21 protein-coding genes are annotated in these 24,980 nt (G+C 68.6%); 11 read left to right on the forward strand and 10 right to left on the reverse strand.

Annotation, left to right across the window (positions count from 1 at the left end; genetic code table 11):
• Window positions 1-101: 101 nt before the first annotated feature.
• A complete protein-coding gene (locus ABZX85_RS32795) occupies window positions 102-2,180 on the forward strand; it encodes a carbohydrate-binding module family 20 domain-containing protein (protein WP_355876680.1) in 2,079 nt (692 codons plus the stop codon).
• 72 nt (window positions 2,181-2,252) lie between these two features.
• Here the strand turns inward: ABZX85_RS32795 and ABZX85_RS32800 are convergent, their stop codons facing one another.
• From ABZX85_RS32800 to ABZX85_RS32815, 4 genes are all read right to left on the reverse strand, one after another.
• Window positions 2,253-3,908 carry an alpha-amylase family glycosyl hydrolase gene (locus tag ABZX85_RS32800; RefSeq protein ID WP_355876683.1) on the reverse strand — a complete coding sequence of 552 codons (1,656 nt, stop codon included), beginning with the start codon at window positions 3,906-3,908 and terminating at the stop codon, window positions 2,253-2,255.
• Between the two features lie 172 nt (window positions 3,909-4,080).
• Entirely contained in the window at window positions 4,081-4,944 is an 864-nt protein-coding gene (locus tag ABZX85_RS32805; RefSeq protein WP_355876686.1) for an ABC transporter permease subunit, read from the reverse strand.
• A 16-nt stretch (window positions 4,945-4,960) separates the two neighbouring features.
• Window positions 4,961-5,968 (reverse strand): sugar ABC transporter permease, encoded by a 1,008-nt coding sequence (locus ABZX85_RS32810; protein ID WP_355876689.1) that lies wholly within the window; start codon window positions 5,966-5,968, stop codon window positions 4,961-4,963.
• A 137-nt stretch (window positions 5,969-6,105) separates the two neighbouring features.
• Window positions 6,106-7,374, reverse strand: a complete 1,269-nt coding sequence (locus ABZX85_RS32815) for an extracellular solute-binding protein (protein ID WP_355876692.1) — start codon at window positions 7,372-7,374, stop codon at window positions 6,106-6,108.
• Between the two features lie 322 nt (window positions 7,375-7,696).
• Here ABZX85_RS32815 and ABZX85_RS32820 point away from each other — a divergent pair, with 322 nt between their 5' ends.
• Both ABZX85_RS32820 and ABZX85_RS32825 read left to right on the forward strand, forming a co-directional pair.
• Entirely contained in the window at window positions 7,697-8,734 is a 1,038-nt protein-coding gene (locus ABZX85_RS32820) for a LacI family DNA-binding transcriptional regulator (RefSeq protein ID WP_355876695.1), read from the forward strand.
• 98 nt (window positions 8,735-8,832) lie between these two features.
• The gene (locus ABZX85_RS32825; RefSeq protein WP_355876698.1) at window positions 8,833-9,906 is read left to right on the forward strand and encodes a phosphatase PAP2 family protein; all 1,074 of its coding nucleotides are present in this window, start codon (window positions 8,833-8,835) and stop codon (window positions 9,904-9,906) included.
• 476 nt (window positions 9,907-10,382) lie between these two features.
• Here the strand turns inward: ABZX85_RS32825 and ABZX85_RS32830 are convergent, their stop codons facing one another.
• Window positions 10,383-11,279: a LysR family transcriptional regulator gene (locus tag ABZX85_RS32830; RefSeq protein ID WP_355876700.1), complete on the reverse strand. Its 897-nt coding sequence runs from the start codon at window positions 11,277-11,279 to the stop codon at window positions 10,383-10,385.
• A 71-nt stretch (window positions 11,280-11,350) separates the two neighbouring features.
• Between ABZX85_RS32830 and ABZX85_RS32835 the strand changes: the two genes are divergently transcribed.
• Window positions 11,351-12,244, forward strand: a complete 894-nt coding sequence (locus ABZX85_RS32835; RefSeq protein ID WP_355876703.1) for a DMT family transporter — start codon at window positions 11,351-11,353, stop codon at window positions 12,242-12,244.
• On the opposite strand, the gene ABZX85_RS32840 is transcribed toward ABZX85_RS32835, so the two are convergent.
• Complete coding sequence (locus ABZX85_RS32840; protein WP_355876706.1) at window positions 12,195-15,185, reverse strand: bifunctional [glutamine synthetase] adenylyltransferase/[glutamine synthetase]-adenylyl-L-tyrosine phosphorylase; 2,991 nt, start codon at window positions 15,183-15,185, stop codon at window positions 12,195-12,197. The two genes, ABZX85_RS32835 and ABZX85_RS32840, sit on opposite strands and share 50 nt — an antisense overlap.
• 320 nt (window positions 15,186-15,505) lie before the next feature.
• On the opposite strand from ABZX85_RS32840, the gene ABZX85_RS32845 reads away from it, so the two are divergent.
• From ABZX85_RS32845 to ABZX85_RS32855, 3 genes are read left to right on the forward strand one after another with little or no spacing between them, the layout of a single operon-like run.
• Window positions 15,506-16,396, forward strand: a complete 891-nt coding sequence (locus tag ABZX85_RS32845; RefSeq protein WP_355876709.1) for an alkaline phosphatase family protein — start codon at window positions 15,506-15,508, stop codon at window positions 16,394-16,396.
• Between the two features lies 1 nt (window position 16,397).
• Window positions 16,398-17,666 carry an MFS transporter gene (locus ABZX85_RS32850; protein WP_355876712.1) on the forward strand — a complete coding sequence of 423 codons (1,269 nt, stop codon included), beginning with the start codon at window positions 16,398-16,400 and terminating at the stop codon, window positions 17,664-17,666.
• Window positions 17,663-18,682, forward strand: coding sequence for a TolB-like translocation protein (locus ABZX85_RS32855; RefSeq protein WP_355876715.1), 1,020 nt, complete (start codon window positions 17,663-17,665; stop codon window positions 18,680-18,682). Before ABZX85_RS32850 ends, ABZX85_RS32855 begins: the two co-directional genes overlap by 4 nt.
• Here the strand turns inward: ABZX85_RS32855 and ABZX85_RS32860 are convergent.
• Together ABZX85_RS32860 and ABZX85_RS32865 are read right to left on the reverse strand one after the other, a co-directional pair.
• Window positions 18,675-19,115 carry a PIN domain-containing protein gene (locus ABZX85_RS32860; protein WP_355876718.1) on the reverse strand — a complete coding sequence of 147 codons (441 nt, stop codon included), beginning with the start codon at window positions 19,113-19,115 and terminating at the stop codon, window positions 18,675-18,677. The genes ABZX85_RS32855 and ABZX85_RS32860 overlap by 8 nt on opposite strands.
• On the reverse strand, window positions 19,112-19,381 hold the full coding sequence (locus tag ABZX85_RS32865) for a hypothetical protein (RefSeq protein ID WP_355876721.1): 270 nt from the start codon (window positions 19,379-19,381) through the stop codon (window positions 19,112-19,114). Before ABZX85_RS32865 ends, ABZX85_RS32860 begins: the two co-directional genes overlap by 4 nt.
• 713 nt (window positions 19,382-20,094) lie before the next feature.
• Here ABZX85_RS32865 and ABZX85_RS32870 point away from each other — a divergent pair.
• From ABZX85_RS32870 to ABZX85_RS32885, 4 genes are all read left to right on the forward strand, one after another.
• Window positions 20,095-20,688, forward strand: coding sequence for a DUF4433 domain-containing protein (locus ABZX85_RS32870; RefSeq protein WP_355876724.1), 594 nt, complete (start codon window positions 20,095-20,097; stop codon window positions 20,686-20,688).
• Window positions 20,672-21,793, forward strand: coding sequence for a macro domain-containing protein (locus ABZX85_RS32875; protein ID WP_355876727.1), 1,122 nt, complete (start codon window positions 20,672-20,674; stop codon window positions 21,791-21,793). Before ABZX85_RS32870 ends, ABZX85_RS32875 begins: the two co-directional genes overlap by 17 nt.
• 336 nt (window positions 21,794-22,129) lie before the next feature.
• Window positions 22,130-22,576 (forward strand): winged helix-turn-helix domain-containing protein, encoded by a 447-nt coding sequence (locus ABZX85_RS32880; protein ID WP_355876730.1) that lies wholly within the window; start codon window positions 22,130-22,132, stop codon window positions 22,574-22,576.
• An 11-nt stretch (window positions 22,577-22,587) separates the two neighbouring features.
• Window positions 22,588-23,148 carry an HD domain-containing protein gene (locus ABZX85_RS32885; RefSeq protein WP_355876733.1) on the forward strand — a complete coding sequence of 187 codons (561 nt, stop codon included), beginning with the start codon at window positions 22,588-22,590 and terminating at the stop codon, window positions 23,146-23,148.
• On the opposite strand, the gene ABZX85_RS32890 is transcribed toward ABZX85_RS32885, so the two are convergent.
• Window positions 23,145-23,618: an NUDIX domain-containing protein gene (locus tag ABZX85_RS32890; RefSeq protein WP_355876736.1), complete on the reverse strand. Its 474-nt coding sequence runs from the start codon at window positions 23,616-23,618 to the stop codon at window positions 23,145-23,147. The genes ABZX85_RS32885 and ABZX85_RS32890 overlap by 4 nt on opposite strands.
• A complete protein-coding gene (locus tag ABZX85_RS32895; protein ID WP_355876739.1) occupies window positions 23,615-24,385 on the reverse strand; it encodes a helix-turn-helix transcriptional regulator in 771 nt (256 codons plus the stop codon). The genes ABZX85_RS32890 and ABZX85_RS32895 overlap by 4 nt, the downstream gene beginning before the upstream one ends.
• Window positions 24,386-24,980: the final 595 nt, after the last annotated feature.

A 24,980-nucleotide genomic window follows, 5' to 3' on the forward strand; every position in this document is an offset into this window, starting at 1 on the left:
CGACAGAAAGAATTTGCATCCAGTGCCTTGACGTGCCCCTCTCAACTGCCTCAGTCTCACGAACTGTTGAACCGTGATCCCTCATGTTCCGGAGCCGCAACATGAACCGACACCACCCCCCGGGTGTCCGACAGCGCACCCTGCGCCTCGCCGCGGCGAGCGCCCTCGCGCTCGCCGGTGTGATCGCCCTCCCCACCGCCCCCGCCCAGGCCGACACCACCAGGAAGGGCGATGTCATCGCCAACCTGTGGGAGTGGAACTGGGACTCGGTCGCCTCCGAGTGCACGAACGTACTAGGTCCCGCGGGGTACGGCGCCGTACAGGTGGCACCCCCCTCCGAGTCGCTCAAGCAGCCCTCGTACTACTGGTGGGACGTCTACCAGCCCTACTCCTACAACCTCAACAGCCGGTTCGGCACGGCCGCGAAGTTCCAGACGATGATCAACGCCTGCCACGCGGCGGGCGTGAAGGTGTACACGGACGCCGTCGTCAACCACACGGCCGCGCAGACCGGTACGGGCTACAACGGCACGACCCTCACCAACAAGTACGACACCCCGGAGTGGGACCGCGCCGACTACCACGACTCGTCGAGCTGCCCCACCTCCGACCTCACCATCCAGGACTACGGGAACCTCACCCAGGTCCAGAACTGCGAACTCCTCGGCCTGCCCGACCTGAAGACGGGCACGGACCACGTCCGCACCGGCATCGCGAACTTCCTGAACTCCCAACTCGCCCTCGGCGTCGACGGGTTCCGGGTCGACGCGGCCAAGCACATCCCCGAGCCCGACCTCGCGGCGATCGAGTCGAAGCTCACCAACACCACCTCGGGCGCCGCCCCGTACGTCTTCCAGGAGGTGTACCCCGGTTCGACTCCCCAGCCGGCCGACTACTACGCCTCCGGTGACGTCCTCGACTTCACCTACGCGAGCAAGCTGAAGTCGGCGTTCCAGGGCAACGTCAGCGATCTGGCGTCCCTGTCGTCCTCCGGCATCCTGCCCGCCGACAACTCCGTGTCGTTCGTGACGAACCACGACACCGAGCGCAACGGCCTGCACCTGTCGTACAAGGACGGCGACGCCTACCGGCTCGCGAACCTCTTCCAGCTCGCCTACAAGTGGTCGACGCCGACCGTCTACGCGGGCTGGCAGTTCACCCAGAGCGACCAGGCGCCGCCGAACTCGGGCGGGTTCGTCACCAACACCGACTGCGCCAACGGCTGGTACTGCCTCAACCGCGACACCGCCGTCGTCGGCATGGTCTCCTGGCACAACGCCGCCGACGCCGCCGCGGTCTCCGACTGGCAGACCAAGTCGTCGTCCGTGATCGGCTTCGGCCGCAGCGGCGCCGGGTTCTTCGCCCTCAACAACGGTTCCTCCGCCGCGACTTACACCTTCGCGACCGGCATGGCCGACGGGACGTACAAGAACGTCATCGACGGCGGGGCCAGTACGGTCACCGTCTCCGGCGGCAACGCGAGCCTGACGATCCCGGCGAAGAACGCGATCGCCTTCTACAACGCGTCGTACACCTGCCCGATCACCTCCTGCACCGGCGGGGGCGGCGGTGGCGGTGGCGGCTCGACGACCGTGAACGCGACGTTCAACGCGTACGCGCCGACCGCGTCCGGCACGAACGTCTACGTCGTCGGTTCCATCGCCGCGCTGGGGAGTTGGGACACGTCCAAGGCCGTCGCCCTCTCGTCGAGCGGCTACCCGGTCTGGTCGGGCACGGTCGCCGTTCCGGCGAGCGCGTCCTTCGAGTACAAGTACATCAAGAAGGACTCGTCAGGGGCGGTGACCTGGGAGTCGAACGCCAACAGGGCGGGCATGGCCGGGACTTCGGCGCTCACCCTGAACAACTCGTGGAACGTGGCGGACGCGAACGCGACGGACGTGACCTTCAACGAGACCGCCACGACGACGACCGGCACGAACGTCTACGTCGTCGGCTCGATCGCCTCGCTGGGCTCCTGGAACACGGCGGACGCGATCCCGCTCTCCTCGGCCGCGTATCCGGTGTGGTCGAAGGCGGTGATCGTCCCCAAGAGCACGTCGTTCGAGTACAAGTACATCAAGAAGGACGGCTCCGGCACGGTGACCTGGGAGTCCGGGACCAACCGCTCGTACACGACCGGCACTTCGTCCGGCTACACGACCAGTGACACCTGGAAGTAACGCCCGGTAAGCGGTTGCACGAAGAAGGACCGGCCCTCCCCCGAGGGCCGGTCCTCCGTCATGTCCCGCCGGTCAGCTGGCCGTGAACCACACCGTGGTGTCGGCCGGCACGCTCACCCCGTCGAACTCCCCGCTGGCGAGCAGGACCCGCCCGTACTCGGGGACACTCACCGGCTCCCCGGTGGTGTTGGCGAACGCCACGAACTCCCCCCGCCTGAAGGCGAGTACGCCCTCGGGGGACGCCAGCCACTCGACGGACTCGCCCGCCCCGAGGTCGGGGTGCTCGTGCCGGACGGCCAGCGCCGAGCGGTACAGCTCCAGCGTCGAACCGGTGGCGCCGGTCTGCGCCTCGATGCTCAGGTCGGCCCAGCTCGCGGGCTGCGGGAGCCAGCTGCCGCCCGTGCCGAAGCCGTACGAACTCCCCTCGCGGGTCCACGGGATGGGGACCCGGCAGCCGTCGCGGAAGCCGTCCTGGCCGGCGCCCCGGAAGTAGGCGGGGTCCTGGCGGACCTCGTCGGGGAGGTCGACGACGTCCGGGAGGCCCAGCTCCTCGCCCTGGTAGACGTACGCCGAGCCGGGCAGGGCCAGCATCAGCAGCGTCGCGGCACGGGCTCGTCGCAGGCCCAGCTCCCTGTCGCCCGCGAGCCGGATCTGCGTGCCGAGGCCGGGCTCGTTGGCGAAGCGGGTGGCGTGGCGGGTGACGTCGTGGTTGGAGAGGACCCAGGTCGCGGGGGCGCCCACCGGACGCATCGAGTCCAGCGTCAGGTCGATGACCTCGCGGAGCTTCGCCGCGTTCCAGTCGGTGCTCAGATACTGGAAGTTGAACGCCTGGTGGAGTTCGTCGGGGCGGACGTAGTTGGCGGTGCGCTCGACGGTCGGCGTCCAGGCTTCGGCGACGAAGATGCGTTCGCCCGAGTACTCGTCGAGGACCTTGCGCCAGGCCCGGTAGATGTCGTGGACGCCGTCCTGGTCGAAGAACGGCATGACATCGTTGCCCAGGAGCTTCACCTGGTCGCTGCCCCCGATGTCGGGGAGCCCGGCCGCCTTGACCATGCCGTGGGCGACGTCGATGCGGAACCCGTCGACGCCCATGTCGAGCCAGAACCGCAGGATGGAGCGGAACTCGTCGCCGACGGCGGGGTGTTCCCAGTTGAAGTCGGGCTGCTCGGGGGCGAACAGGTGGAGGTACCACTCGCCGTCGGGGAGCCGGGTCCAGGCGGGCCCGCCGAAGATGGACTCCCAGTCGTTGGGCGGGAGTTCACCGTCCGCGCCCTTCCCGGGGCGGAAGTGGTAGCGCTCGCGCAGCGGAGAGCCAGGCCCCTCCTCGACGGCCCGCTTGAACCACTCGTGCTGGTCCGAGGAGTGGTTGGGGACGAGGTCGACGATGACCCTGAGGCCCAGCCCGTGCGCGTCGCGGATCAGCGCGTCGGCGTCGAGGAGCGTGCCGAACATGGGGTCGACGGCACGGTAGTCGGCGACGTCGTAGCCGGCGTCGGCCTGCGGGGAGGCGTAGAAGGGGCTGAGCCACACGGCGTCCACGCCCAGGTCGCGCAGGTACGGGAGGCGGGCGCGGACGCCGGCCAGGTCGCCCATGCCGTCGCCGTCGCCGTCGGCGAAACTGCGCGGGTAGACCTGGTAGATCACGGCCTCGCGCCACCAGTCGGGGCGGTCTGCCGCGACGGTGACGGCGGCCTGGGCCTGGTCGGCTGCGGAGTGCTGCTGGCTCATGGCGTCCTTGTGCTGGTCGGTCGGGCGGAAGTACGGATGACGGGGCGGCCGTAGGGGTCAGCGGGGTCGGAGGGACCCCTACGGCCGCCGCCCCGCTCGTGACCATGGGTATCAACAACCGGCAGGTCAGGAGCGGGAGTTTCGGGAAATGTGCGGGTTGTGTCGCTGAGGGTCAGCCCTTTGTACCGCCTGCGGTCAGGCCGGTGACCAGGTTCTTCTGTACGAGGTAGAAGAACGCCGAGACCGGGATCGCGATGAGGACGGCGGTGGCGGCCATCAGGTTGCGTTGCGCGTCGTGTTCGCTGACGAAGCTCTGGAGGCCGACGGCGAGGGTGTACTTCTTGTCGTCGAGCATGAACGTCGTCGCGAAGGCGACCTCGCCGAACGCGGTGATGAAGCTGTAGAAAGCGGCTACTGCGAGGCCCGGCCGGGCGAGCGGCAGGATCAGCCGGGCGAAGGTGCCGAACGGGCTGAGTCCGTCGACGCGTCCGGCCTCGTCGATCTCGAAGGGGATGGTGTCGAAGTAGCCCTTCAGGAGCCACGCCGAGTACGGGACGGCCGTCGTGCAGTAGACGAGGATCAGACCGAGGTAGCTGTCGATGAGCTGGAGTTCGGCGAGGATCTGGTACATCGGCACCATGAGAACGGCGACCGGGAACATCTGGGTGAGCAGCAGCAGCCACATGAACTTGCGGTAGCCGGGGAATCGCATGCGGGAGACGGCGTACCCGGTGGTGGCGGCGACGAAGACGCCGATGACGGTCGTCCCGAGGGAGACGATCAGCGAACTCTTCAGCCAGTCGAAGAAGCTGGTGTGCTGGAGGACGAAGCTGTAGTTGTCGAAGGTCATCTTCGACCAGATGCGCCCGGGGTGCAGGTAGTCGTCCTTGTCAGGGCCGAGCGACAGGAAGACCAGCCAGGCGACCGGGAACAGCGCGATCAGGCTCGCCCCGATCAGGGCGGCGTGGGAGGCGAGGGAGGCGAGCGGGCCGCTTCGGCCGCGCCTGCGGACGGGGGTGCTGGTGGTGACGGTCACGGGTGGACTCCCTTCGCTAGAGCGCGACTTGCGGATCGTTGCGGTTCAGCCAGCGCCGGTAGAACGAGGTGAACACGACGAGGATGCCGAGCAGCAGAATCCCGTAGGCGGCCGACTGCGCGAAGTCGCGCGGCTGTTGGCCGAAGCCGAGGTAGTAGGCCCAGGTGACGAGGATCTGCGCGTCGGGCGCGGTGTTGCCGAACAGCAGGAAGATGACGGCGAACTGGTTGAACGTCCAGATGATCCCGAGGAGTACGACGGTGGAGCTGACCGAGCGCAGTCCGGGGAGGGTGACGTAGCGGAAGCGCTGCCAGGGGGTCGCGCCGTCCATCTCGGCCGCCTCGTACAGGGAGTTGTCGATGGACTGGAGGCCGCCGAGGAGGGAGATCATCATGAAGGGGACGCCGCACCAGGTGTTGACCATGATGGCGGCGAACCGCTGCCAGAAGGTGTCCTCCAGCCACTGGGGCTGCGGCAGGTGCAGGGCGTCCAGGGCGGAGTTGATGATGCCGCTGTCCGCGAGCATGAAGCGCCAGCCGAAGACGGTGACGAACGTCGGTACGGCCCAGGGGAGGACGAGGAGCAGCCGGTAGAGGGTGCGTCCGCGGCGCTTCTGGTTGAGCAGGAGGGCGAGGGCGAGGCCGATCGTGTAGTGCAGGGCGACGCACAGGGCCGTCCAGACGATCGTCCAGACGAAGTGCGACCAGAAGCGGTCGTAGGCGGTGTCGCCCCACAGGATGTCGGCGTAGTTGTCGAGGCCGATGAACTTGTAGGTGGCGTCGATGTGGTTGGCGCCGATGGTGCGGGCGGTGTTGAGGCTGTCGGCGTCGGTGAGGGTGAGGTAGAGGCCGTACGCCAGGGGGTAGAGGACGAGGACGCCGAGGACGATCGCGACCGGGGCGATCATGGCGTACGCGTACCAGTACCGGTCGTAGCTTCTCTTCAGGCGCCTGCCCAGGCCGGGCCTCGGCGCCGGCTCGCCGGGCCGTTTGCGGCCGGTCGCTCGGTCGATGGCGACTGTCATTTCGACACCTTCTGATGGTTCGGCGGAGGTACTACGACCTGGGTGTGCGCGGAGGTACTACGACCTGGGTACGGGGGGTACGGGTACGCCCCGGGAGCTACGGGGAGTCCCGTAGCTCCCGGGGGTCGCCGCTGACCTCACTTGCCGAAGTCGGGGACCAGCTTGGCGATGGCGGTCTCGGCGGTGGCGAGGCCGCTGTCCAGGGACTCCTTGCCGCCCGCGATCTTGGGCAGCTCGGTGTCGAGGGGGCCCCACAGGGAGCTGTACTCGGGAAGCGCGGGGCGGGGCTGGGCGGCCGAGAGGACCGTCTGGAAGCCGGCGATGCCCGGGTCCGCCTTGACCTCGGCGGTGTACGCGTCGTCCCGCGTCGGCAGCGTCGAGTTCTTCAGGGCGATGGTGGCCTGGGACTGCGCGGAGGTCATGAAGTTGAGGAACTTCAGCGCGGCGGTCTGGTGGGCCTTGTCGGAGCCGGCGTACACGGAGAGGTTGTGGCCGCCGGTCGGGGCGCCCGCCTTGCCGGTGGAGCCGGCCGGGACGGTCGCGATGCCGAGGTTGGCCTTGTCGGTGAAGGCGCTGCCCTTGTAGAAGTTGGTGATCTCCCACGGGCCCTGGATGATCGCGGCGACCTTGCCGTTGACGAACGCGTCCTGGATGTGGGCGTACGCGTCGGCGGTGGTGTCGGCCTTGTGCAGGCCCTTGCCGTCGAAGAGGGAGAGCCAGGTGCCGTACCCCTTCTTCGCGGCGGCCGAGTCGACGGTGATCTTCTTGGCGGTGGCGTCGACGGTGTCGGTGCCCTCGCCGTACAGGAAGGTCTGGGCGTAGTACGCCTGGGTGGAGCCCCAGTAGCCGTCGACGCCGGTCTTGTCCTTGACGGTGGCGGCGGCGGTCTTCAGCTCGTCCCAGGTCTTGGGGGCGGCGACGCCGGCCTTCGCGAAGAGGGCCTTGTTGTAGACGAGGGCGAGGGTGTCGGTGACGAGCGGGACGCCGTAGGTCTTGCCGTCGTACTTGGCCTGTTCGAGCAGGTTGGGCTTGAACTTGGCCTGGTCCGCGAGGGCTTCGGTGCCGTCGAGCGGCAGGAAGTAGCCCTTCTTGGCGAACGCGGGGGTCCAGCCGACCTCGGAGCGCAGGACGTCCGGGGCGCCGGAGGCACCGGCGGCGGTGTCGAACTTGTTCTGCGCCTGGTCGAAGGGGACGTTGACGTACTTGACCTTGACGTCCTTGTTGGCGGCCTCGAACTGCTTGATGAGGGCCTGGTAGGTCGGCGCCTCGTTGGTGGCGTTGGAGGTGTCCCACCAGGTGATGGTGGTCGGGCCGGAAGTGTCGCTGCCGCTGTCGTCCCCGCCGCAGGCCGTCGCCGTGAGGGCGACGGACGCCACCAGCGCGGTGGCCGCTATGCCACGCCGCATGAGTCTCTCCTTGGGTCGAAGCCCGTGCCTGCCGGGCGTCAGGGAACGTAACAAGGCTGTAAGCGTTGCGAAAGTCCTTGCAGCAAAAAAGTGCAAGAAACCGGTGATGTTATCTCCGCGTGACCTGGGGAAGACCTCTGTGAGACCCTTGTTTCCAGGGGTCGAGCGGGTTCTTCCGCGGTATGAAAGACTCTGCAAGCTCTTGCTAACACTTTCCCTAGGGGGCCCGATGACACAGCAGCCGGGACGTGGTCGTCCCATAGGCCGCCCGCGTCGTCCGAGCGGTGCACAAGGTGACACCTGGCCGGTACAGTCCACCCCTGTGACCACACGGCTTGCCGATATCGCCGCGCAGGCGGGGGTGAGTGAAGCGACGGTCAGCCGGGTCCTGAACGGGAAGCCGGGCGTCGCCGCCGCCACCCGTGAGTCCGTGCTGGCCGCCCTCGACGTCCTCGGCTACGAGCGCCCGGTACGGCTGCGGCAGCGCAGCGCCGGTCTCGTCGGCCTGATCACCCCCGAGCTGGAGAACCCGATCTTCCCGGCGCTGGCCCAGGTCATCGGCCAGGCCCTCACCCGCCAGGGCTACACCCCGGTCCTCGCGACGCAGACGCCGGGCGGCTCGACGGAGGACGAGCTGACGGAGATGCTCGTCGACCGGGGCGTCGCCGGCATCATCTACGTCTCCGGGCTGCACGCGGACACCACGGCCGACATGCAGCGCTACGAGCAACTCCGCGCGCAGGGCGTGCCGTTCGTGCTCGTCGACGGGTTCTCGCCCAAGGTGCAGGCGCCGTTCATCTCGCCGGACGACCGGGCGGCCATGACCCTCGCCGTCAACCACCTCGTCTCGCTGGGCCACACCCGGATCGGACTCGCCCTCGGGCCCAAGCGGTTCGTGCCGGTGCAGCGGAAGATCGAGGGGTTCGTCCGCGCCATGCAGGACCAACTCGCCCTGCCCGCGCAGCAGATCGAGACCGACCTCGTGCAGCACTCCCTGTACACCCTGGAGGGCGGGCAGGCCGCGGCGACCGCGCTCATCGAGCGGTCCTGTACGGCGGTGGTGTGCGCCAGCGACATGATGGCGCTCGGTGCGATCCGGGCCGCCCGGCAGCTCGGGCTGACCGTCCCCGGGGACGTCTCCGTGGTCGGGTTCGACGACTCCGCGCTCATCGCGTTCACCGATCCGCCGCTCACCACGATCCGCAAGCCGGTCCCGGCGATGGGGCAGGCCGCGGTGCGGACACTGCTGGAGGAGATCGGGGGGACGCCGGCCCCGCACAGCGAGTTCGTGTTCATGCCCGAACTCGTCGTACGGGGGTCTACCGCATCGGTACCAGGGGAGCGTACGGCTCGTACCTGAGGTGGAGGCCGCCCCGGTGCGCGCGCCGTAGAACATGCGGGTCGAACCAGCCCAGGGGATGATCGGGGGGACAGCGCTTTTCTGGCAGACTCATGTCTATGGGTGACGTAACCGTGACATCTTCGGAAGGCCGGGATCGGGCCGTTCCACCGTCCGTCACGGCCAAGTCCCGACGTGTGCGGAGCCCTCGCCGGCCGCGTCTCTGGTTCGAGATCCTGCTGATCGCGGTGAGTTACTGGACGTACTCGCTGATCCGCAACGCGGTTCCGGAGCAGAAGTCCGAGGCGCTGCGCAACGCCGACTGGATCTGGCGGATGGAGCATCACCTCGGCATCGCGGTCGAGGAGTCGGTCAACCACGCCGTGAACTCGGTGACTTGGCTGATCGTGGGCATGAACTACTACTACGCGACACTGCACTTCGTCGTGACGCTCGGGGTGCTGGTGTGGCTGTACCGCAGCCATCCCGGGCGGTACGCGGCGACGCGGCTGGTCCTTTTCGCGACGACCGCCGTAGCTCTCGTGGGGTACTACTTCTACCCGCTCGCCCCGCCCCGGCTCATGAACGGCGGCGACTTCATCGACACGGTCGTCGTGCACGAGACGTGGGGGTCGATGGCCTCCGGCGACCTCAAGAACATGTCCAACCAGTACGCCGCGATGCCGTCCATGCACATCGGGTGGTCGCTGTGGTGCGGGCTGACGATCTTCTTCCTGGCCCGCCTGCCCTGGGTACGCGTCCTGGGGCTCCTGTACCCCGCCGCGACCCTCGTCGTCATCGTCTCCACCGCCAACCACTTCTGGCTGGACGCGGTCGGCGGCATCCTCTGCCTGGCCTTCGGGTTCCTCGTCGCGTGGGCGGTGTACGGGACGTCTCCGTACCGCTTGCCGCAAACGGTTGCCGCGGGGTCTCCGGCGCTGGAGGTGGCTCGGGGGGTGCTGGCTCGGGTGACCGGGAGGTCCGGCGCGAGCACGGACGCCGATACCGGGGAGGCATCCGCCGCGGCCCCGGAAACGGCTGCCTCCGAGCCGGAGAACACGGCCGGGGTGAGCGACTCCGCCCCGGCCCAGGGCGGGGACCCGGCAGAGGCTCACCCCGGAAGCCCGCCCGAGGCCCAACCCGGGAGTCCGGCCGAGGCCCGGGGCGAGGGGTCAGCGGCGGCGCGGCTCTGAGCTCCAGGCGGAGGGCCGGTGACGGCCTCCCGCCTCCGGGCGGAGAAGTCTGCGGGGCCCGGTGCTGGGCCCTGTTCAGGGGGAGAGCGACGGCCTGGCATTGAAGCTCGGGCGGAGAGGCTGCGCCGGCCTGGCCACGGCCCGAGGCGGAAGCCCGACGGGGGCGCGGGGCGGGAATCCGGCCGGGGCCCGGCCCGGTGGTTCGGCCGGAGCCCGGGGCGAGGGGTCCGTAGCGGCCCGGCTCTGAGCTTCGAGCGGCTCCGGGGTCCAGACGGAGGGCCGGGAGGGCCGGTGACGGCCCGGCTCTGGGGTTCGGGCGGAGAGGCTGCGGCGGCCCGCCGCCGAGGTCAGGGGCCGGCGCTCGGCCAGGGCCCGCCCCCGGGACCCGCAGTCCGCGCTCGGCGCTCGGCGCCCGGCGCTCAATACTCAGCCACGGCTCGCCCCAGCTCCCCCTCAGTGGCCCGGCTCGGGCCCGTCTACGGCTCCCGTCGAGGCTCCGCCGCCCTCCCCAGTGCATGGAGGAGCGTTCGCAGAGCCGGTGTCGTCCGTGCCCCCTCGCGGATGCCGACGCAGATGCGGCGGGTGGGTGGGGGGCCGGTCAGGGGGCGGACGGTGATGTCGGGGCGGGGGGTGCCGAGGCCCAGGCGGGGGATCAAGGCGATGCCGAGGCCGGCGGCGACGAAGCCCTGGGCGGTGGTGTAGTCCTCGCTGTCGACGACGAAGTCCGGGCGGAGTCCGGCGGCGGCGAATGCCGTGAGCTGGGCGTCCAGGCAGGGGCCCGGCCATTCGCTGCCGATCCATGGCTCGTCGGTGAGGGAGGCGAGGTCGACGGTGTCCAGGCCGGCCGCCGGGTGGTCGGGCGGCAGGACGACGACGTACGGGTCGTCCAGTAGCGGCGTCACCCGTACCCCCTCGCACCGCTCCTCCCCCACGACGAGGACGGCGTCGGCGTGGCCGTCGCGGACCGCCGCGAGGGGGTGTGTGACGTCGGCGAGCTTCAACTCGACGCGGACTCCGGGGTGTTCGCGGCGGACGTGGGCCACGGCGGGGGCGACGAGATGGGCGCCGGCCGTCGCGAAGTAGCGCACCGCGAGACGTCCGGTGCGGCCGGCGAGGAGATCGGCGAGGGCGGTCTGGGCCAAGTCGAGCTGGCGGGCGACGAGTTCGGCGTGCTCACTGAGCAACACGCCTGCCTCGGTGGGCCGTACGCCCCGGCCGACACGCTCCAGCAACGCCGTACCGGTCTCCTTCTCCAGCGCGGCGATCTGCTGGCTGACGGCGGAGGGGGTGTAGTCGAGGGCGCGTGCGGCGGCGGTGACGGAACCGCTGCGTACGACCGCGCGGAGGATCTGGAGGCGCCGGACGTCCATCATGCAGTCCAGCTTAACGGTACGTACGTAATGTTTCACTTGTCCTGACAGGTCGGGGCGGCGACCGTTGACGCATGCCTACTTTCCGTATGGCGGCCCTGGCTCTGCTGTGGGGGTCGGCCTTCCTCTGGATCAAGCTCGCGCTCGATCACGGGCTCACGCCGGTGCAGATCACCATCGGCCGCTGCGCGCTCGGCGCGTCCGTGCTGCTGGCGCTGGCCCGGCGGGCGGGACAGCGGCTGCCGCGTTCACGGAAGGTCTGGGGGCACCTGGTCGTGGCCGCACTGTTCTGCAACGCCGTGCCGTTCGCGTTGTTCAGCCTCGGCCAGCGGACGGTGGACTCGGGGACGGCGGGGGTGCTGAACGCGACAACTCCCTTGTGGTCCATGGTGATCGGGCTGCTCGCGGGAAGCGCGGAACGCCGCCGGCTGCCGGGCCTCGTCCTGGGGTTCGCCGGGACGCTGCTGGTCTTCGCGCCCTGGCGGGGAGGGACGCTGCTGAGCTGGGACGCGCTGTTCCTGCTGGGCGCGGCGGCCAGTTACGCGATCGCCTTCGCGTACATGGCGCGCACGCTCACCCCCAACGACGCGCCGCTCGCCGTCTCCGCCGCCCAACTCCTCACCGCCACGGCCTGGAGCGGCCTGGCGCTGCCCTTCGCGGGGCCGCTGCACGCGGACGGGACGGCGCTGTCGGCGCTCCTGGCGCTGGGCGTGCTGGCGACGGGGGTGACCTTCTACCTCAACTACCGGATGATCGCCGAGGAGGGGCCGACCAGTGCGGCGACGGTCGGCTATCTCCTCCCGGTGGTGTCGGTCACGCTGGGCGCGCTGCTGCTGAACGAGCCGTTGACACCGAGGGTGTTGGCGGGGATGGCCGTGATCCTCGCGGGCGTGGCGCTGACCCGGCGGCGCGGGCGCGTCACCCCCCGTAGAACAGCTCCTCCACAACTCCCCTCGCCCTCCGCGTAGTCCGGCGGTAGGCGTCGAGCATGTCCCCCACATGACCGGCCGCGTACCCCAAGTACCGGCCCACGGCGGCGAGTTCCCTGACCTCGGTGGGGAAGGTGTCGCCGGCCCGGCCGCGGACGAGCATGACGGCGTTGCGCACCCGGGACGCCAGCACCCAGGCCTCGTCGAGGATTTCGGCCTCCTCGGTGCCGAGCAGCCCGGCGGCGCGGGCGGCGGCGAGGGCCTCGCGGGTGCGGGTGGTCCTGAGGCCGGGCTCGGCCCAGCCGTGGCGCATCTGGAGGAGCTGGACGGTCCACTCGACGTCGGAGAGGCCGCCGGGCCCCAGTTTGGCGTGCAGCTTGGGGTCGGCGCCCCGCGGGAGCCGTTCGGACTCCATCCGGGCCTTGAGCCGCCGGATCTCCCGGACGGCGTCCTCGCCGAGCCCCTCGGCGGGGTAGCGCAGCGGGTCGACCAGGTCGATGAACCGCTGCCCCAACTCGGTGTCCCCGGCGACCGGTTCGGCCCGCAGCAGGGCCTGCGACTCCCAGACCAGCGACCAGCGCCGGTAGTACGCCTCGTAGGACTTGAGGGTCCGCACCAGCGGCCCCGACTTGCCCTCGGGCCGCAGATCGGCGTCGATGAGCAACGGCGGGTCGGCGCTGGGCACTTGGAGCAGCCGGCGCATCTCGGAGACGACCCGGTTGGCGGCCTCGGACGCCTCCCGCTCGTCGACGCCGTCGCGGGGTTCGTGCACGAAGACGACGTCCGCGTCGGACCCGTAGCTCAGCTCGTGCCCGCCGAAGCGGCCCATGCCGATGACGGCGAACCTGGTCGGCAGGGTGTCGCCCCAGCCGTCGCGGACGACCGAGCGCAGGGTGCCGGCGAGGGTCGCGGCGGTGAGGTCGGAGACGGCGGCGCCGACCCGGTCGACGAGGGCGCCCTGATCGGCCTCGGCGGGCTTGGTCTCGGTGCCGTAGGAGTCGACGATGTCGGCGGCGGACGTGCGGAACAGCTCACGGCGGCGTACCCCGCGGGCGGCGCGCACCCCGGCCTCGCCGCTCTCCGCGCGGCCCACGGCGGCCAGCACCTCCTGCTCCAGCTGGGCGCGTCCCCGGGGTTCCAGGTCGTCGCCGTCGCCGAGCAGGGCGACCGCTTCGGGGGCCCGCATCAGCAGGTCGGGGGCGAGGCGGCCGGCGGACAGGACGCGGGCCAGGTTCTCGGCGGCGGCGCCCTCGTCGCGCAACAGCCGCAGATACCAAGGGGTCTTGCCGAGCGCGTCGGAGACCTTGCGGAAGTTGAGGAGGCCCGCGTCCGGGTCGGCGGAGTCCGCGAACCAGCCCAACAGGACGGGCAGCAGCGTCCGTTGGATGGCGGCCTTGCGGGACACCCCGGACGCCAGGGCCTCCAGGTGCCGGAGGGCGGCGGCCGGGTCGGCGTACCCGAGGGCGACCATCCGCTCGCGGGCCGCCTCGGGGCTCAACCTGGCTTCACCGGGGCCGAGTTGGGCGAAGGCGTCGAGGAGCGGCCGGTAGAACAGCTTCTCGTGCAGGCGGCGTACGACTCCGGAGTGGCGTTTCCACTCGTGGTTCAGCTCGGTGACCGGCTCGGCGCGCATGCCCAGCGAGCGGCCCAACCGCCGCTGGTCGTCCTCGCCTTCGGGGACGAGGTGGGTGCGGCGCAGCCGGTAGAGCTGGATGCGGTGCTCCATGGAGCGCAGGAAGCGGTACGCCGCGTCGAGCTGGTCGGCGTCGCTGCGGCCGACGTAGCCGCCCTCGGCGAGCGCCCGCAGCGCGTCCAGCGTCGTACCGCTGCGCAGTGAGGCATCGGCCCTGCCGTGCACCAACTGGAGCATCTGGACGGCGAATTCGACGTCCCTCAGGCCGCCGGGGCCGAGTTTCAGTTCGCGTTCGACCTCGGCGGCGGGGATGTTCTCGACGACGCGGCGGCGCATCTTCTGGACGTCGGTGACGAAGTTGTCGCGCTCGGACGCCTGCCAGACCATCGGGGCGAGGGCCTCGACGTACTGCCGGCCGAGGTCGAGGTCGCCCGCGACGGGCCGGGCCTTGAGGAGGGCCTGGAACTCCCAGGTCTTGGCCCAGCGCTGGTAGTAGGCGAGGTGGCTGCTGAGGGTGCGGACGAGGGGGCCGTTGCGGCCCTCGGGGCGGAGGTTGGCGTCGACCGGCCAGATCGTGCCCTCGACGGTCGTCTCGGAGCAGATCCGCATCATGTGCGAGGCGAGTCTGGTGGCGGATCTGAGGGCCTTGCCCTCGTCGGCGCCGTCGGCGGCCTCTCCCACGAAGATGACGTCGACGTCCGAGACGTAGTTGAGTTCGTGGCCGCCGCACTTGCCCATCGCGATGACGGACAGGCGGCAGGCCGCGGCGTCGTCGGGGGCGGCGGCGGAGGCGAGGGCGAGGGCCGCGCGGAGGGTCGCGGTCGCGAGGTCGGCGAGTTCGGCGGCGGTCTCGGTGATGTCGGTGGTGCCGCAGACGTCGCGGGCGGCGATCGACAGGAGGCAGCGGCGGTAGGCGACGCGCAGGGAGACGGGGTCGGTGGCCTCGGCGAGGCCCCGCTCGAACTCCTCCACCCCGGGGTGGAGGTCCCTCGGCTCGTAGGTGACCAGGGCCTCCCAGTCGCGGGGGTGGCGGGCGAGGTGGTCGGCGAGGGCCGCGGAGGCGCCGAGCACCCCCAGGAGGCGGTCCCGTAGGGGTTTGGCCGCTATCACCGTGTCGAGCAGTTCGCGGCGGGCGGTGGGGCCGGGCTGCGCCTCCAGGAGGCGGACCAGGCCGTGCAGGGCGAGGTCGGGGTCGGCGGTGGCGCCGAGGGCCTCCAGGAGGACCGGGTCGTTGCGGACGCCGGCCAGTTCGGCGCCGTCCAGGAGGCGTTCGGCGGCGGAGGGGTCGGTGAACCCGTGCCGCAGCAGACGGGAGAAGGTACTGCTCCTGCGACCCGGCCCCGTCATCCCTGGCCTCCTCACGTCTGATCAAGGTCGTACGAGACTTCGAGACTAACCCTCGGGGTGGGGAGAAGCGCCGGTCCGGGGGCCGCGTCTCAGTCGGCGACACGGGCGGCGACACGGGCGGGGGCGCGGGTGGGGGCGTGAGCGGGGGCGTGAGCGGGGCGCACCTCAGGCGTTCACGAGGTCTTCATCCGGCTGGACGGGCGATGTCGCCGGGGAGCACTCTGGCGTGTACATGCTCTGCCCGCACCGTCATGCCAGCTCCGTAGTACCAGCTCCGTACCACCCGTACCCCTCAGGTACTCCCCCCACCGGAGGATGATGTGTCCGGCAGTACCCCCTTCCGCCGTGCCCGCACCGCCCTCGCCGCCTCCGCGGCCCTCGCGGCGGCCTCGTTCGGGCTGTGGACCGGCCTCGGCGCGACCGGCTCCGCGCACGCCGCAGCCGCCGTCCCCAGCCCCGACCACGTCGTCGTCGTGGTCTTCGAGAACCACGCCTACAGCCAGGTCATCGGCTCCTCCAGCGCGCCGTACCTCAACTCGCTGAAGACCGGCGGCGCCAACCTCTCGCAGTCGTACGGCGAGACCCACCCGAGCCAGCCCAACTACTTCGCCCTGTTCTCGGGTTCGACGCAGGGCGTCACCGACGACAGCTGCTACTCCCCCGGTTTCTCCTCGGCCCCGAACCTCGCCTCCGAGGTGATCGCGGCGGGCGGCACCTGGGCGAGCTACAACGAGACGCTGCCGAGCCAGGGTTCGACGACGTGCAGCAGCGGCAACTACGCGCGCAAGCACAACCCGTGGTTCGGTTTCAGCAACGTACCGACCTCCACAGCGAAGACGTTCGCCCAGTTCCCGACCGACTTCACGACGCTGCCGGACGTCTCCTTCGTCGTCCCCAACCTGTGCAGCGACATGCACGACTGCTCGGTGTCGACCGGTGACACCTGGCTGAAGAACAACCTGGGCGCGTACGCGACCTGGGCCAAGACCCACAACAGCCTCCTCGTCGTCACCTTCGACGAGGACAACCGGCTCTCCGGCAACCGCATCCCGACGGTCCTCTACGGGCAGCCGGTCACCCCGGGGTCGTCCTCCACCACCACGTACAACCACTACGACCTGCTGCGTACGATCGAGGACACCCAGGGTCTGACGACGCACGCGGGCAACGCGGCCGACGCCGAGGACATCACCGGGATCTGGACGTCCTGAGGTGTATGTAGCGGACAGCCGCGCGAGTACGACGGACAGTGCGCCGGCGTCCGCGGCGGTGGGGGCGGCCCGTGTCGCCCCCACCGTGCTCGCGCTCGGCGCGGTCAGCCTGATCACGGACGTGTCGTCGGAGATGGTGACGGCCGTCCTCCCCCTCTACCTGGTCGCGGGCCTCGGCCTCTCCCCGCTCGGCTTCGGCCTGCTCGACGGCGTCTACAACGGTTTCTCCGCCGTCGTACGCCTCGTCGGCGGGCATCTCGCGGACCGGGGCGGCGGGCGGCACAAGTGGGTGGCGGGGGCGGGGTACGCGCTCTCGGCGGCCTGCAAACCCCTACTCCTCGTGGTGCACACCCTTACCCCCATAGGACTGGTACTCGCGGCGGACCGCACCGGCAAGGGCCTGCGGACCGCGCCCCGTGACGCCCTGATCTCCCTCTCCTCCACCCCTGAGAACCGGGGTAGGTCTTTCGGGGTACATCGCGCGATGGACACGGCCGGCGCACTCCTCGGCCCCCTCGTCGCGTTCCTGATCCTGCGCGCCACGGTCGACGGGTACGACGCCGTCTTCACCGTCAGTTTCTGCGTCGCGGTGACGGGTGTGCTGGTGCTGGTGCTGTTCGTGCCCGGCGGAAAGACGCAGGCCCCCGGCAGGAGAACGCCGGCCGAGACCGGGGCGTCCCGCCCCACCCTCCGCGCCGCCCTCTCCCTCCTCCGTCACCGCACCCTGCGCCGCACCACGATCTGCGCGCTGCTGCTCGGCCTCGCCACCGTCAGCGACTCCTTCGTGTACCTGTTGCTGCAACGCCGGCTCGGCGTCCCCGACCGCTGGTTCGCCCTCCTCCCGCTCGGGACGGCGGCGGCGTTCCTGCTGCTCGCGCTGCCGCTCGGCAGGCTCGCGGACCGGGTGGGCCGCTGGCAGGTGTTCCTGGCCGGGCACGGGGCGCTGCTCGCGGCGTACACCGTCCTGCTGACCTCCTGGCGCGGCTCCGCGCTGCCGTACCTGGTGCTGTTGCTGCACGGCGCTTTCTACGCGGCGACCGACGGGGTGCTCATGGCGGCGGCCTCCGACAGCGTCCCGGAAGAGCTGCGCTCGTCCGGTCTCGCGCTCGTCCAGACCGGGCAGGCGCTCGCGCGTTTCGCCTGCTCACTGGGGTTCGGGGCGATGTGGACGCTGTGGGGTGACCGGACGGCGCTGGGGGTGTCGACCGGTGTGCTGGCGTGCTGTGCCCTGGCCTCTCTGACCCTGCTGCGACCGAGGGAGTCGGCGTGAGTGTGCGTAACCGGTTGCTGGTGTTCGTCTGTGCGGTGCTGGTGCTGGCGGGGGTCGCCGTGACGGCCGTGCTGCACGCGTCGGCTCGCGCCGAGCGGCGGGATCAGGTGCAGCCGGGTGGGCCGCAAGTGTCGTCCGGGGAGGTGGAGTTGACCGAGCGCGGGCGGATGGTGTTCCGGAACATGGCGTGGGGGCCGCACCGGGACGAGGTGACGTCGGTGGCCGCCGCCGATCCGGCCGGCCCGCGTACGGCCTCCGGCGTGAAGTGCCTGCGTTTCTACGCCGCCGCGGGGACCGGGGTCTGCCTCCAGGCCGTCCACGGTGCCGTCTCCGACACCTACCGCGCCCTGATCCTGGACGCCGCCCTCAAGGAGCGCGCCCGCTACGACGTCCCCGGCATCCCCTCCCGCGCCCGCGTCTCCCCCACCGGCCACTTCGCGGCGTGGACCGCGTTCGTGGGCGGCGACTCGTACGCGGGCACGAACTTCTCGACCCGCACGGCGATCGTCGACACCCGTACGGGGGCCTTGATCCCGACCCTGGAGGACTTCAGGGTGCTGAAGGACGGCCACCCGTACACGTCCCCCGACGTCAACTTCTGGGGCGTGACCTTCGCGAAGGACGACCGGACCTTCTACGCGACGATGGCGACGAAGGGCAGGACGTACCTGATCCGCGGCGACCTCTCCACCCGCACCGCCACCACCCTCCACCCCAACGTCGAATGCCCTTCCCTCTCCCCCGACGGCACCCGCGTCGCCTACAAGAAACGCGTCCCCGGCCTCTCCAAGGACGCCCCCTGGCGCCTCTACGTCCTCAACCTGACAACAATGCGCGAAACCCCGTTGTCGGAGTCCCGCAGCGTCGACGACCAGGCCGTCTGGAAGGACGACCACACCGTCGTCTACGCCCTACCTGGGGACTACGGAGCGGACCTGTACGAGATGCCGGCGGACGGGACGGGAACGCCGCGACGCATCAGCACGGCGGCGGTGTCACCGGCGTTCGTCAGCTGAGGTCGTCCGGCAAGATCCGGAAGTGGGTGTACCTGCCGCCGAGGGGGCGTACGGCTCTGAAGTCGCGCAGATCTCGGGTGAGTACGGCGTCGGTGTCGTACTCGGCGGCGAGGGCGACGTTGACCGCGTCCACGAGGTCGAGGTCCAGAGAGTCGTAGCGGGCGCGGACAGCCAGGGCTGCGTCGAGGATCTCGGGGGTCGGCGGTGCGAGGACCAGACGCATCTGGCGTACCCGCGCGGTGAGCGACCGGAGGATCGCGTCGGCCGCGAGGCGCCCCGCGCGGCTGGTGGCGACCTGGTGGACCTCGGTGAGGGCGAGCGGGGTGGCGACGAGGAACCCGCAGTGGTCGGCGGCTTTCCTCGCGGCGTGGTGCGCCGGGTCCGACCGGTTGAACAGGGCGAGAATCCCGGAGGTGTCGGCGACGGCGATCACGCCGCGCGCCCGCCGTTCCGCCGCGTCTTCGCCTCGTACCCCTCGACGACGGCCGTCCGCACGTCCTCGCGGTCCACGGGCCCGCCCAGGTCGAAGGTCTCCTCGTCCGAGACGAACGGCTCGTCCCACACGCGGTGCGACAGCGCGATCCGGTGAATGCCCTCCCGGATCAGCTCGGCCTCCGGCACACCGAGACGGGCGGCGGCGTCCTTGATCAGGGTCAGGTCGCTGTCGTCGGCGTAGACGTTGGTGCGCTTCAAGGCCATACCTCAAAGGTACAGGATATGTACCTCGGAGGTATGGCCGTCGAGGCTTACAGCACCGGCAAGTTCTTCCGCAGCTCGAACGCCGTCACCTCGGACCGGTACTCCTCCCACTCCTGCCGCTTGTTGCGCAGGAAGTGGCGGCGGCCCGGGGTGACCTCTCTCGATCGACGTCAGTGCAGCGCTGACCTGCGATCGAATGGCCGTCATTGGTCGTTGTTGGTCACCGTGGGCCACCCTTTGACGGCCCACAGACGGCCCAGCCTGCACCACGATCCGCGACTCCTTCGCCCCAAACGCGATCAGCCCCCTTGCGGCCTTGGTTTCGGCTAACCGACCCGCTCATTCGGCTCCGGCACTGTCCACTACCGTCCGCGATAGTCTCAGGGCGGCTGCTCCGTTTGGCCCCCGAGTGTCCACCGATCATGCCGTGTCTGGGCTGGTAGCGGACTTGCCACGGGGAACAGGTGCTTAACCGATCGTGGTGGTGCGCTGTCGTCGGCGAGCAATTGCATGATCCTCGCGGTGCAGAGACCTGACAGCGCATGCCCCGGCGCGTCCGCCAGGCGTTTGGCGCGGCAACTGAGCATGTCTGGGGTCCATGTCAGTGCCAGCCTGCATGATGTTCCTATGGCAACCGCTGACGAGCCGCCGGGGTCCTGGCGTAGCTCTTCTGCGGCTGGGACACGGAGACTTCTCCGCAGATAGGAGCGAAGGTGGAGCGTGAGAGGGTCGCTGAGCTTCATTACATTACCCCCATTTCTAATCTTGCCTCCATAGGAACGCATGGTCTGTTGAGCCACCGCGCTGCGGAGGCTGTAGACCACATATCGGTCGCCCTACCTGATGTACAGGACCGGCGTGCACGCAAAGTTGTTCCGAATGGCGGCCCCCTGCACTCTTACGCAAACCTGTACTTCGATGCACGCAATCCGATGATGTACTACTTGACTCGACACGGACATGACGACCTGATTGTCATGAGAGTTGCGCCTACTGTTTTGGATATTTCGGGTGCCATTGTAACGGATGGGAATGCGGCCGCAGATACGACCCGATTCCTTGCGTCGCCATCAGGTTTGTCATTCCTGGAAGCCGAGCTTGTATATTCCGACAACTGGAATAGCAACGATTACTGGCAGTACGTCGAGCAGAAGCGTGCGCGGTGCGCCGAAGCTTTGGTGCCCAATTCCGTATTGCCTAATTGCATCGTCGGCTGTTATACTTCGAATAACGAGCATGCGGAAATCTGCAAGGCTGCGCAACCTCATTGGAAGGTGGAGGTGAATAAACATGTCTACTTCCGCTAACAACGTACGGATCGTTCAAGGTGATTTGCTGAAATCTTCTATGCATGGACTCGTGAACACGGTCAACACTGTTGGGGTGATGGGCAAAGGGATTGCCCTTGCCTTCAAGAAGCGCTATCCGGACATGTTCGCGGACTATGTTCGCCGGTGCGACACGAAAGAAGTCCACCTAGGGCAACCGTACCCGTTTGAGGTTGATGAGCATGTGGTTATCAACTTCCCAACGAAAGCTCACTGGCGTAGCGTGAGCAAGCTCTCGGACATCGTCGACGGGCTCGAATACCTCAAGGCGAACTATCACGCGTGGGGCCTGCGTTCCATCGCCGTACCGCCCTTGGGCTGTGGCAATGGTCAGCTTGAATGGTCCGTAGTTGGCCCCATCCTGATCGGCCACCTTGCGCAGCTCGATATTCCTGTGGAGCTATACGCTCCGCATGGCGTTGACGTAGCCGGTGGTCAACTTAATCTCTGGGATGATGAACAGAGGGATGAGCCACAGAGGAGAATTGATCCTTCGCTCATTGCGCTGGTTGAAATCCTGCATCGCCTTGAAGATCAGCCGTATCGGTGGCCGGTTGGTCGTGTAATGCTTCAGAAGCTCGCATACTTCGCAACAGTGGCCGGGTTGCCGACTGGTTTCGAGTATGAACGAGCTAGCTTTGGTCCGTTCTCATCGCAATTGAAGCCAGCAATTGCGAAGCTTCAGAATAACGGTTTGCTCGAAGAGCGGCAACGCGGGAAGATGTTCGAGGTTCGTGTAGGCGACGCCTATGAGGCAGCTCGCAAGGATTTCACTCCTCAGATTGAGAAGTGGGATCAAGTCATTGATTCGACGTGCGACCTGGTCGCTCGATTCGACACGACGCAAGCAGAGATTGCGGCTACGGTGCATTATACGGCCTATCACCTCTACCGCAGGAATGGCGATCTTCCTACCGCCACAGAAGTTCTGAATGCGGTAGAGGCTTGGAAAGTTAGGCGCGTACCCCCGCTGAAGCGTGAAGACATTCTTCGTGCTATCGCTAGCCTCGCAACACGGCAATGGATTCGGGTGCTTCCTGATGAATCCATTCAGGAAGCTGCCGAGGAGCTAAGCCTTATTTAGAGGTGGCAGATACCGTGACGTTCAGCGGGGCATGAATCCGGGTTTCTGATCGGCGAGCGAGTGAAGCCGCAGGAGGTAGTCCTGCGCTCCGGGCTCAGAGCTGTAGCGCTGTCGTAACTCGGCAGCGAGTTCGCGGCTGGTCATGATCGGTGAAGACACCGACCTGCGGTTCCCTTCGAGGGCTCGCTCCCCCATCATGAGCGCCTGCTCCAAAGCGCCTCTTCAGTGAGCGGAGCATGGGGAGTCGAGGCCATGGGTCGATTTCAGGGGGCGTGGGAAGCTGGAGGCAGTGAAGCGCCACCAGGACGCCAGCAAAGTTAGAGAAGGGGAGGCCACGTGCCCCAAGGCAGTCCGCGAGGTACGTACCTGGTCATCGCTGATGCCCTACGACGGGAGATCCAAGAGGGTGAGAGTGCGGACGCCTTGCCCTCTGAGTCAGCGCTGATGAAGACGCACAACGTCTCCCGCAACACGATCCGCCGCGCGCTCAAGGCCCTCGAAGCCGACGGGGTCGTCGTACCTGCCCCGGGCATCGGTTGGCGTGTGGTTCGGGAGGGCGATCGTCGGTCGCTTTCCGAGCACATGGCAGACGTGATCAAAGAAGACTCCCTCGCGGTGGGGGACCCCTACCCGTCCGAAGCGAAGCTGTGCGAGCGGTTTGGGGTATCACGCACGGCCGTACGCCGTGTGCTCGCGCAGATGGAGGGAAACGGTCTGCTCGCCACGGTGCACGGCAAGGGCCGGACTGTGCTTGCTCTCCCGACGTCCGCCGGGCGGCCGTAGCCTTGGCCGACATGGGACTGACTGAGTGGGCGTACGGGCTCTCTGAATCGCTGCTTTCCGAACCGCTTCCGCGTCGGTGGACGCACTCCCTGGGGGTCGCCAAGCGCGCTCGATCCTTGGGGCCGATCCTCGGAGACGACGCGGACCTGTTGGAGGCTGCTGCGGTTCTGCATGACATCGGCTATTCGCCGTCCCTCGCGGTCACGGGATTCCATCCGCTTGACGGCGCGCGGTTCCTACGCGACCAGGAGCACGCGGACGACCGCGTCGTTCGTCTTGTCGCTCACCACTCCTGCGCCTTGCTGGAAGCTGAGGAACGCGGACTCCGCCACGATCTAGAGACAGAGTTCAAGCTTGAGCGGCCTGACCTGGTCGACGCCTTGCTCTACTGCGACATGACGACGACGCCGGACGGCACGCAGACAACGCCGACCGACCGCCTTGACGAGATCGTGCAGCGGTACGGCCCCGACACGATCGTCGGACGGTTCATCCAGCGCGCGGCCCCCGAGATCCATGCCGCGTCCAAGCGGGTCGGTGACCGGATGAGCAAGGTCACGATCGGCGGTTAGCCGATGTACGGCTCTTGGCGCGCGTCGTCCAAGCCGTGCCTGATTCGCAGCATCATCGAAGGGTGAATGTCGAGTCCGTCAAGGTCCGCCGGTTCGATCCAGCGGACCTCTTTCGACTCGCTACTCGTACGCAGGGAGCCGCCGACGGGGTGGGCGCGGAAGCAGATGGAGAACTGCTGCCGGACCTCCCCGTCGTCGTACGCCAACACGTGCTGGGGGTCGGTGTAGAGCCCCACGATGTTGTCGATCTCCACATGGATGCCGGTCTCTTCCAGCACTTCGCGGACGACCGTGTCGCCGATGCGCTCGCCGATGTCGTGGCCCCCGCCGGGCAGTGCCCACAGGTCGTTGTCGGTCTTGTGGATGAGCAACAGGCGTCCCGAGTCGTCCCGCACCACCGCCGTCACCGAGGGGACGACGGAGTTGGCCTTGGGTGCGCTCGGGTCGCGGAAGTAGTCGATCCGGCTCATGAGTTCGTGCCTTCCCAATCGGCGGGTGAGGCGATCGGCCGCGCCGACTCCCACACCTTCTCAACGCTCTCAGCGTAGGCGTCGAAGAGTTCCCCGCCGGGGACGCGTCGCAGGTGAAGCACGGGGGCCATGTAGGCGCCGACTCCGTATAGGTGGCCGTTCGCGAGCATCTCGTCATCGGCTCGGTAGATCGAGTTGTAGAGCGTCGTACCGTGCAAGCGGAACTCGACTCCCGGCAGGCCGAAGAGCGGTCCGTAGTTGATGAGGGCGTTGCGGATCTTGCCTCCCATGGCCGCGCCGATCCCTTCGTCGTCCCCGCGCACGGCCACGGCCGGCGACGTGGGTTCACCCAGCATGAAGCGGATGGGTACCCCGTCGGCCGACTTCTCCTTGACGATGCGGTGGAACGTTGCGTCCTCGGTGAGCCAGAACCCGGAGTACACCAACAGGTCGAACTTCCGGGCTGCTTGGGCGTAGAGGTCGGTCCAGAGAGTTTGCGGTACTACGGACCGGTGGGGGTACAGCCTTGCCAACTCCGCGTTGCCGGACGCCGTCACCTCGGCTGACGTCCGTTCGTCCGGCCAGAGGTACGAGACTTCGCACTTGAGAAGCGAAGCCGTCGCGTACTGGAACCGGCGATACGGCTTGCGGGCCGGGTCGTTGATCCAGCGTTCGACGGTCTTCGCCGCGACTCCGAGCCGTTCGGCCACCTCATCGAGGGTCAGACCCAAGTCGACTATCGCGCCGCGTAGTCGTTCGTTCGCCACGTTCAACCTCCGCTTACCAGGGACGACTTGGTACGACTTCACGCTAGCCAAGAACTACCCGAGTCGTACAGGCGCGAAGTCGAACGTCGGTGCCGACGGCGCCAGTCTGTAGGTACATCGAGCGCGAGGGACCGCGAACTCCAACTCAGCCGAAGGGCTTGACGGGGTGAACCTCTCTCTGCATGATGAGGAACACGTAATACATGTTTCTCTTGTTCGGGCCGCTTCCACGCACCGAACGAGCGCGCACAAAGGGCCCCGCGAGGGGTCATGAGGCCCCGCTTCGGCGGGGGCGAGGGACCCGGGACCCTTGGCATTCCCGGAGGGCTTAGAGACCGAAAGGTCACGTCTCCATACGCCTGAAACGGGAGCTCGTGTTCCCGAAGGAGACCTGTTCACGTCGCTTCCACGCAGGGGGCTCGATGCACAACGAACGAAGAACTTGGGCGCCGCCGCGCGGGACCGGCCGGCGGTGCCAGTAGTCATCCCTGGTCGGTGAGCGGAACGTGCGCTCACGGCCGATCCGGTCCACCGCTTCAACCCGCTATCGCAGTGTCCATCGCTGCGTCGGTTGCCTCTCCTGCCCGTGCGGCCC

Origin of the sequence: Streptomyces sp. NPDC004539, assembly GCF_040610055.1 — a bacterium.
GTDB lineage: Bacteria > Actinomycetota > Actinomycetes > Streptomycetales > Streptomycetaceae > Streptomyces.

Coding starts and splice junctions, on each gene's coding strand:
- ABZX85_RS32795 (WP_355876680.1), top strand. CDS start 102: ATGAACCGACACCACCCCCCGGGTGTCCGACAGCGCACCCTGCGCCTC.
- ABZX85_RS32800 (WP_355876683.1), bottom strand. CDS start 3,908: ATGAGCCAGCAGCACTCCGCAGCCGACCAGGCCCAGGCCGCCGTCACC.
- ABZX85_RS32810 (WP_355876689.1), bottom strand. CDS start 5,968: ATGACAGTCGCCATCGACCGAGCGACCGGCCGCAAACGGCCCGGCGAG.
- ABZX85_RS32815 (WP_355876692.1), bottom strand. CDS start 7,374: ATGCGGCGTGGCATAGCGGCCACCGCGCTGGTGGCGTCCGTCGCCCTC.
- ABZX85_RS32825 (WP_355876698.1), top strand. CDS start 8,833: ATGGGTGACGTAACCGTGACATCTTCGGAAGGCCGGGATCGGGCCGTT.
- ABZX85_RS32830 (WP_355876700.1), bottom strand. CDS start 11,279: ATGATGGACGTCCGGCGCCTCCAGATCCTCCGCGCGGTCGTACGCAGC.
- ABZX85_RS32835 (WP_355876703.1), top strand. CDS start 11,351: ATGCCTACTTTCCGTATGGCGGCCCTGGCTCTGCTGTGGGGGTCGGCC.
- ABZX85_RS32840 (WP_355876706.1), bottom strand. CDS start 15,185: ATGACGGGGCCGGGTCGCAGGAGCAGTACCTTCTCCCGTCTGCTGCGG.
- ABZX85_RS32865 (WP_355876721.1), bottom strand. CDS start 19,381: ATGGCCTTGAAGCGCACCAACGTCTACGCCGACGACAGCGACCTGACC.
- ABZX85_RS32875 (WP_355876727.1), top strand. CDS start 20,672: ATGTCTACTTCCGCTAACAACGTACGGATCGTTCAAGGTGATTTGCTG.
- ABZX85_RS32885 (WP_355876733.1), top strand. CDS start 22,588: ATGGGACTGACTGAGTGGGCGTACGGGCTCTCTGAATCGCTGCTTTCC.
- ABZX85_RS32890 (WP_355876736.1), bottom strand. CDS start 23,618: ATGAGCCGGATCGACTACTTCCGCGACCCGAGCGCACCCAAGGCCAAC.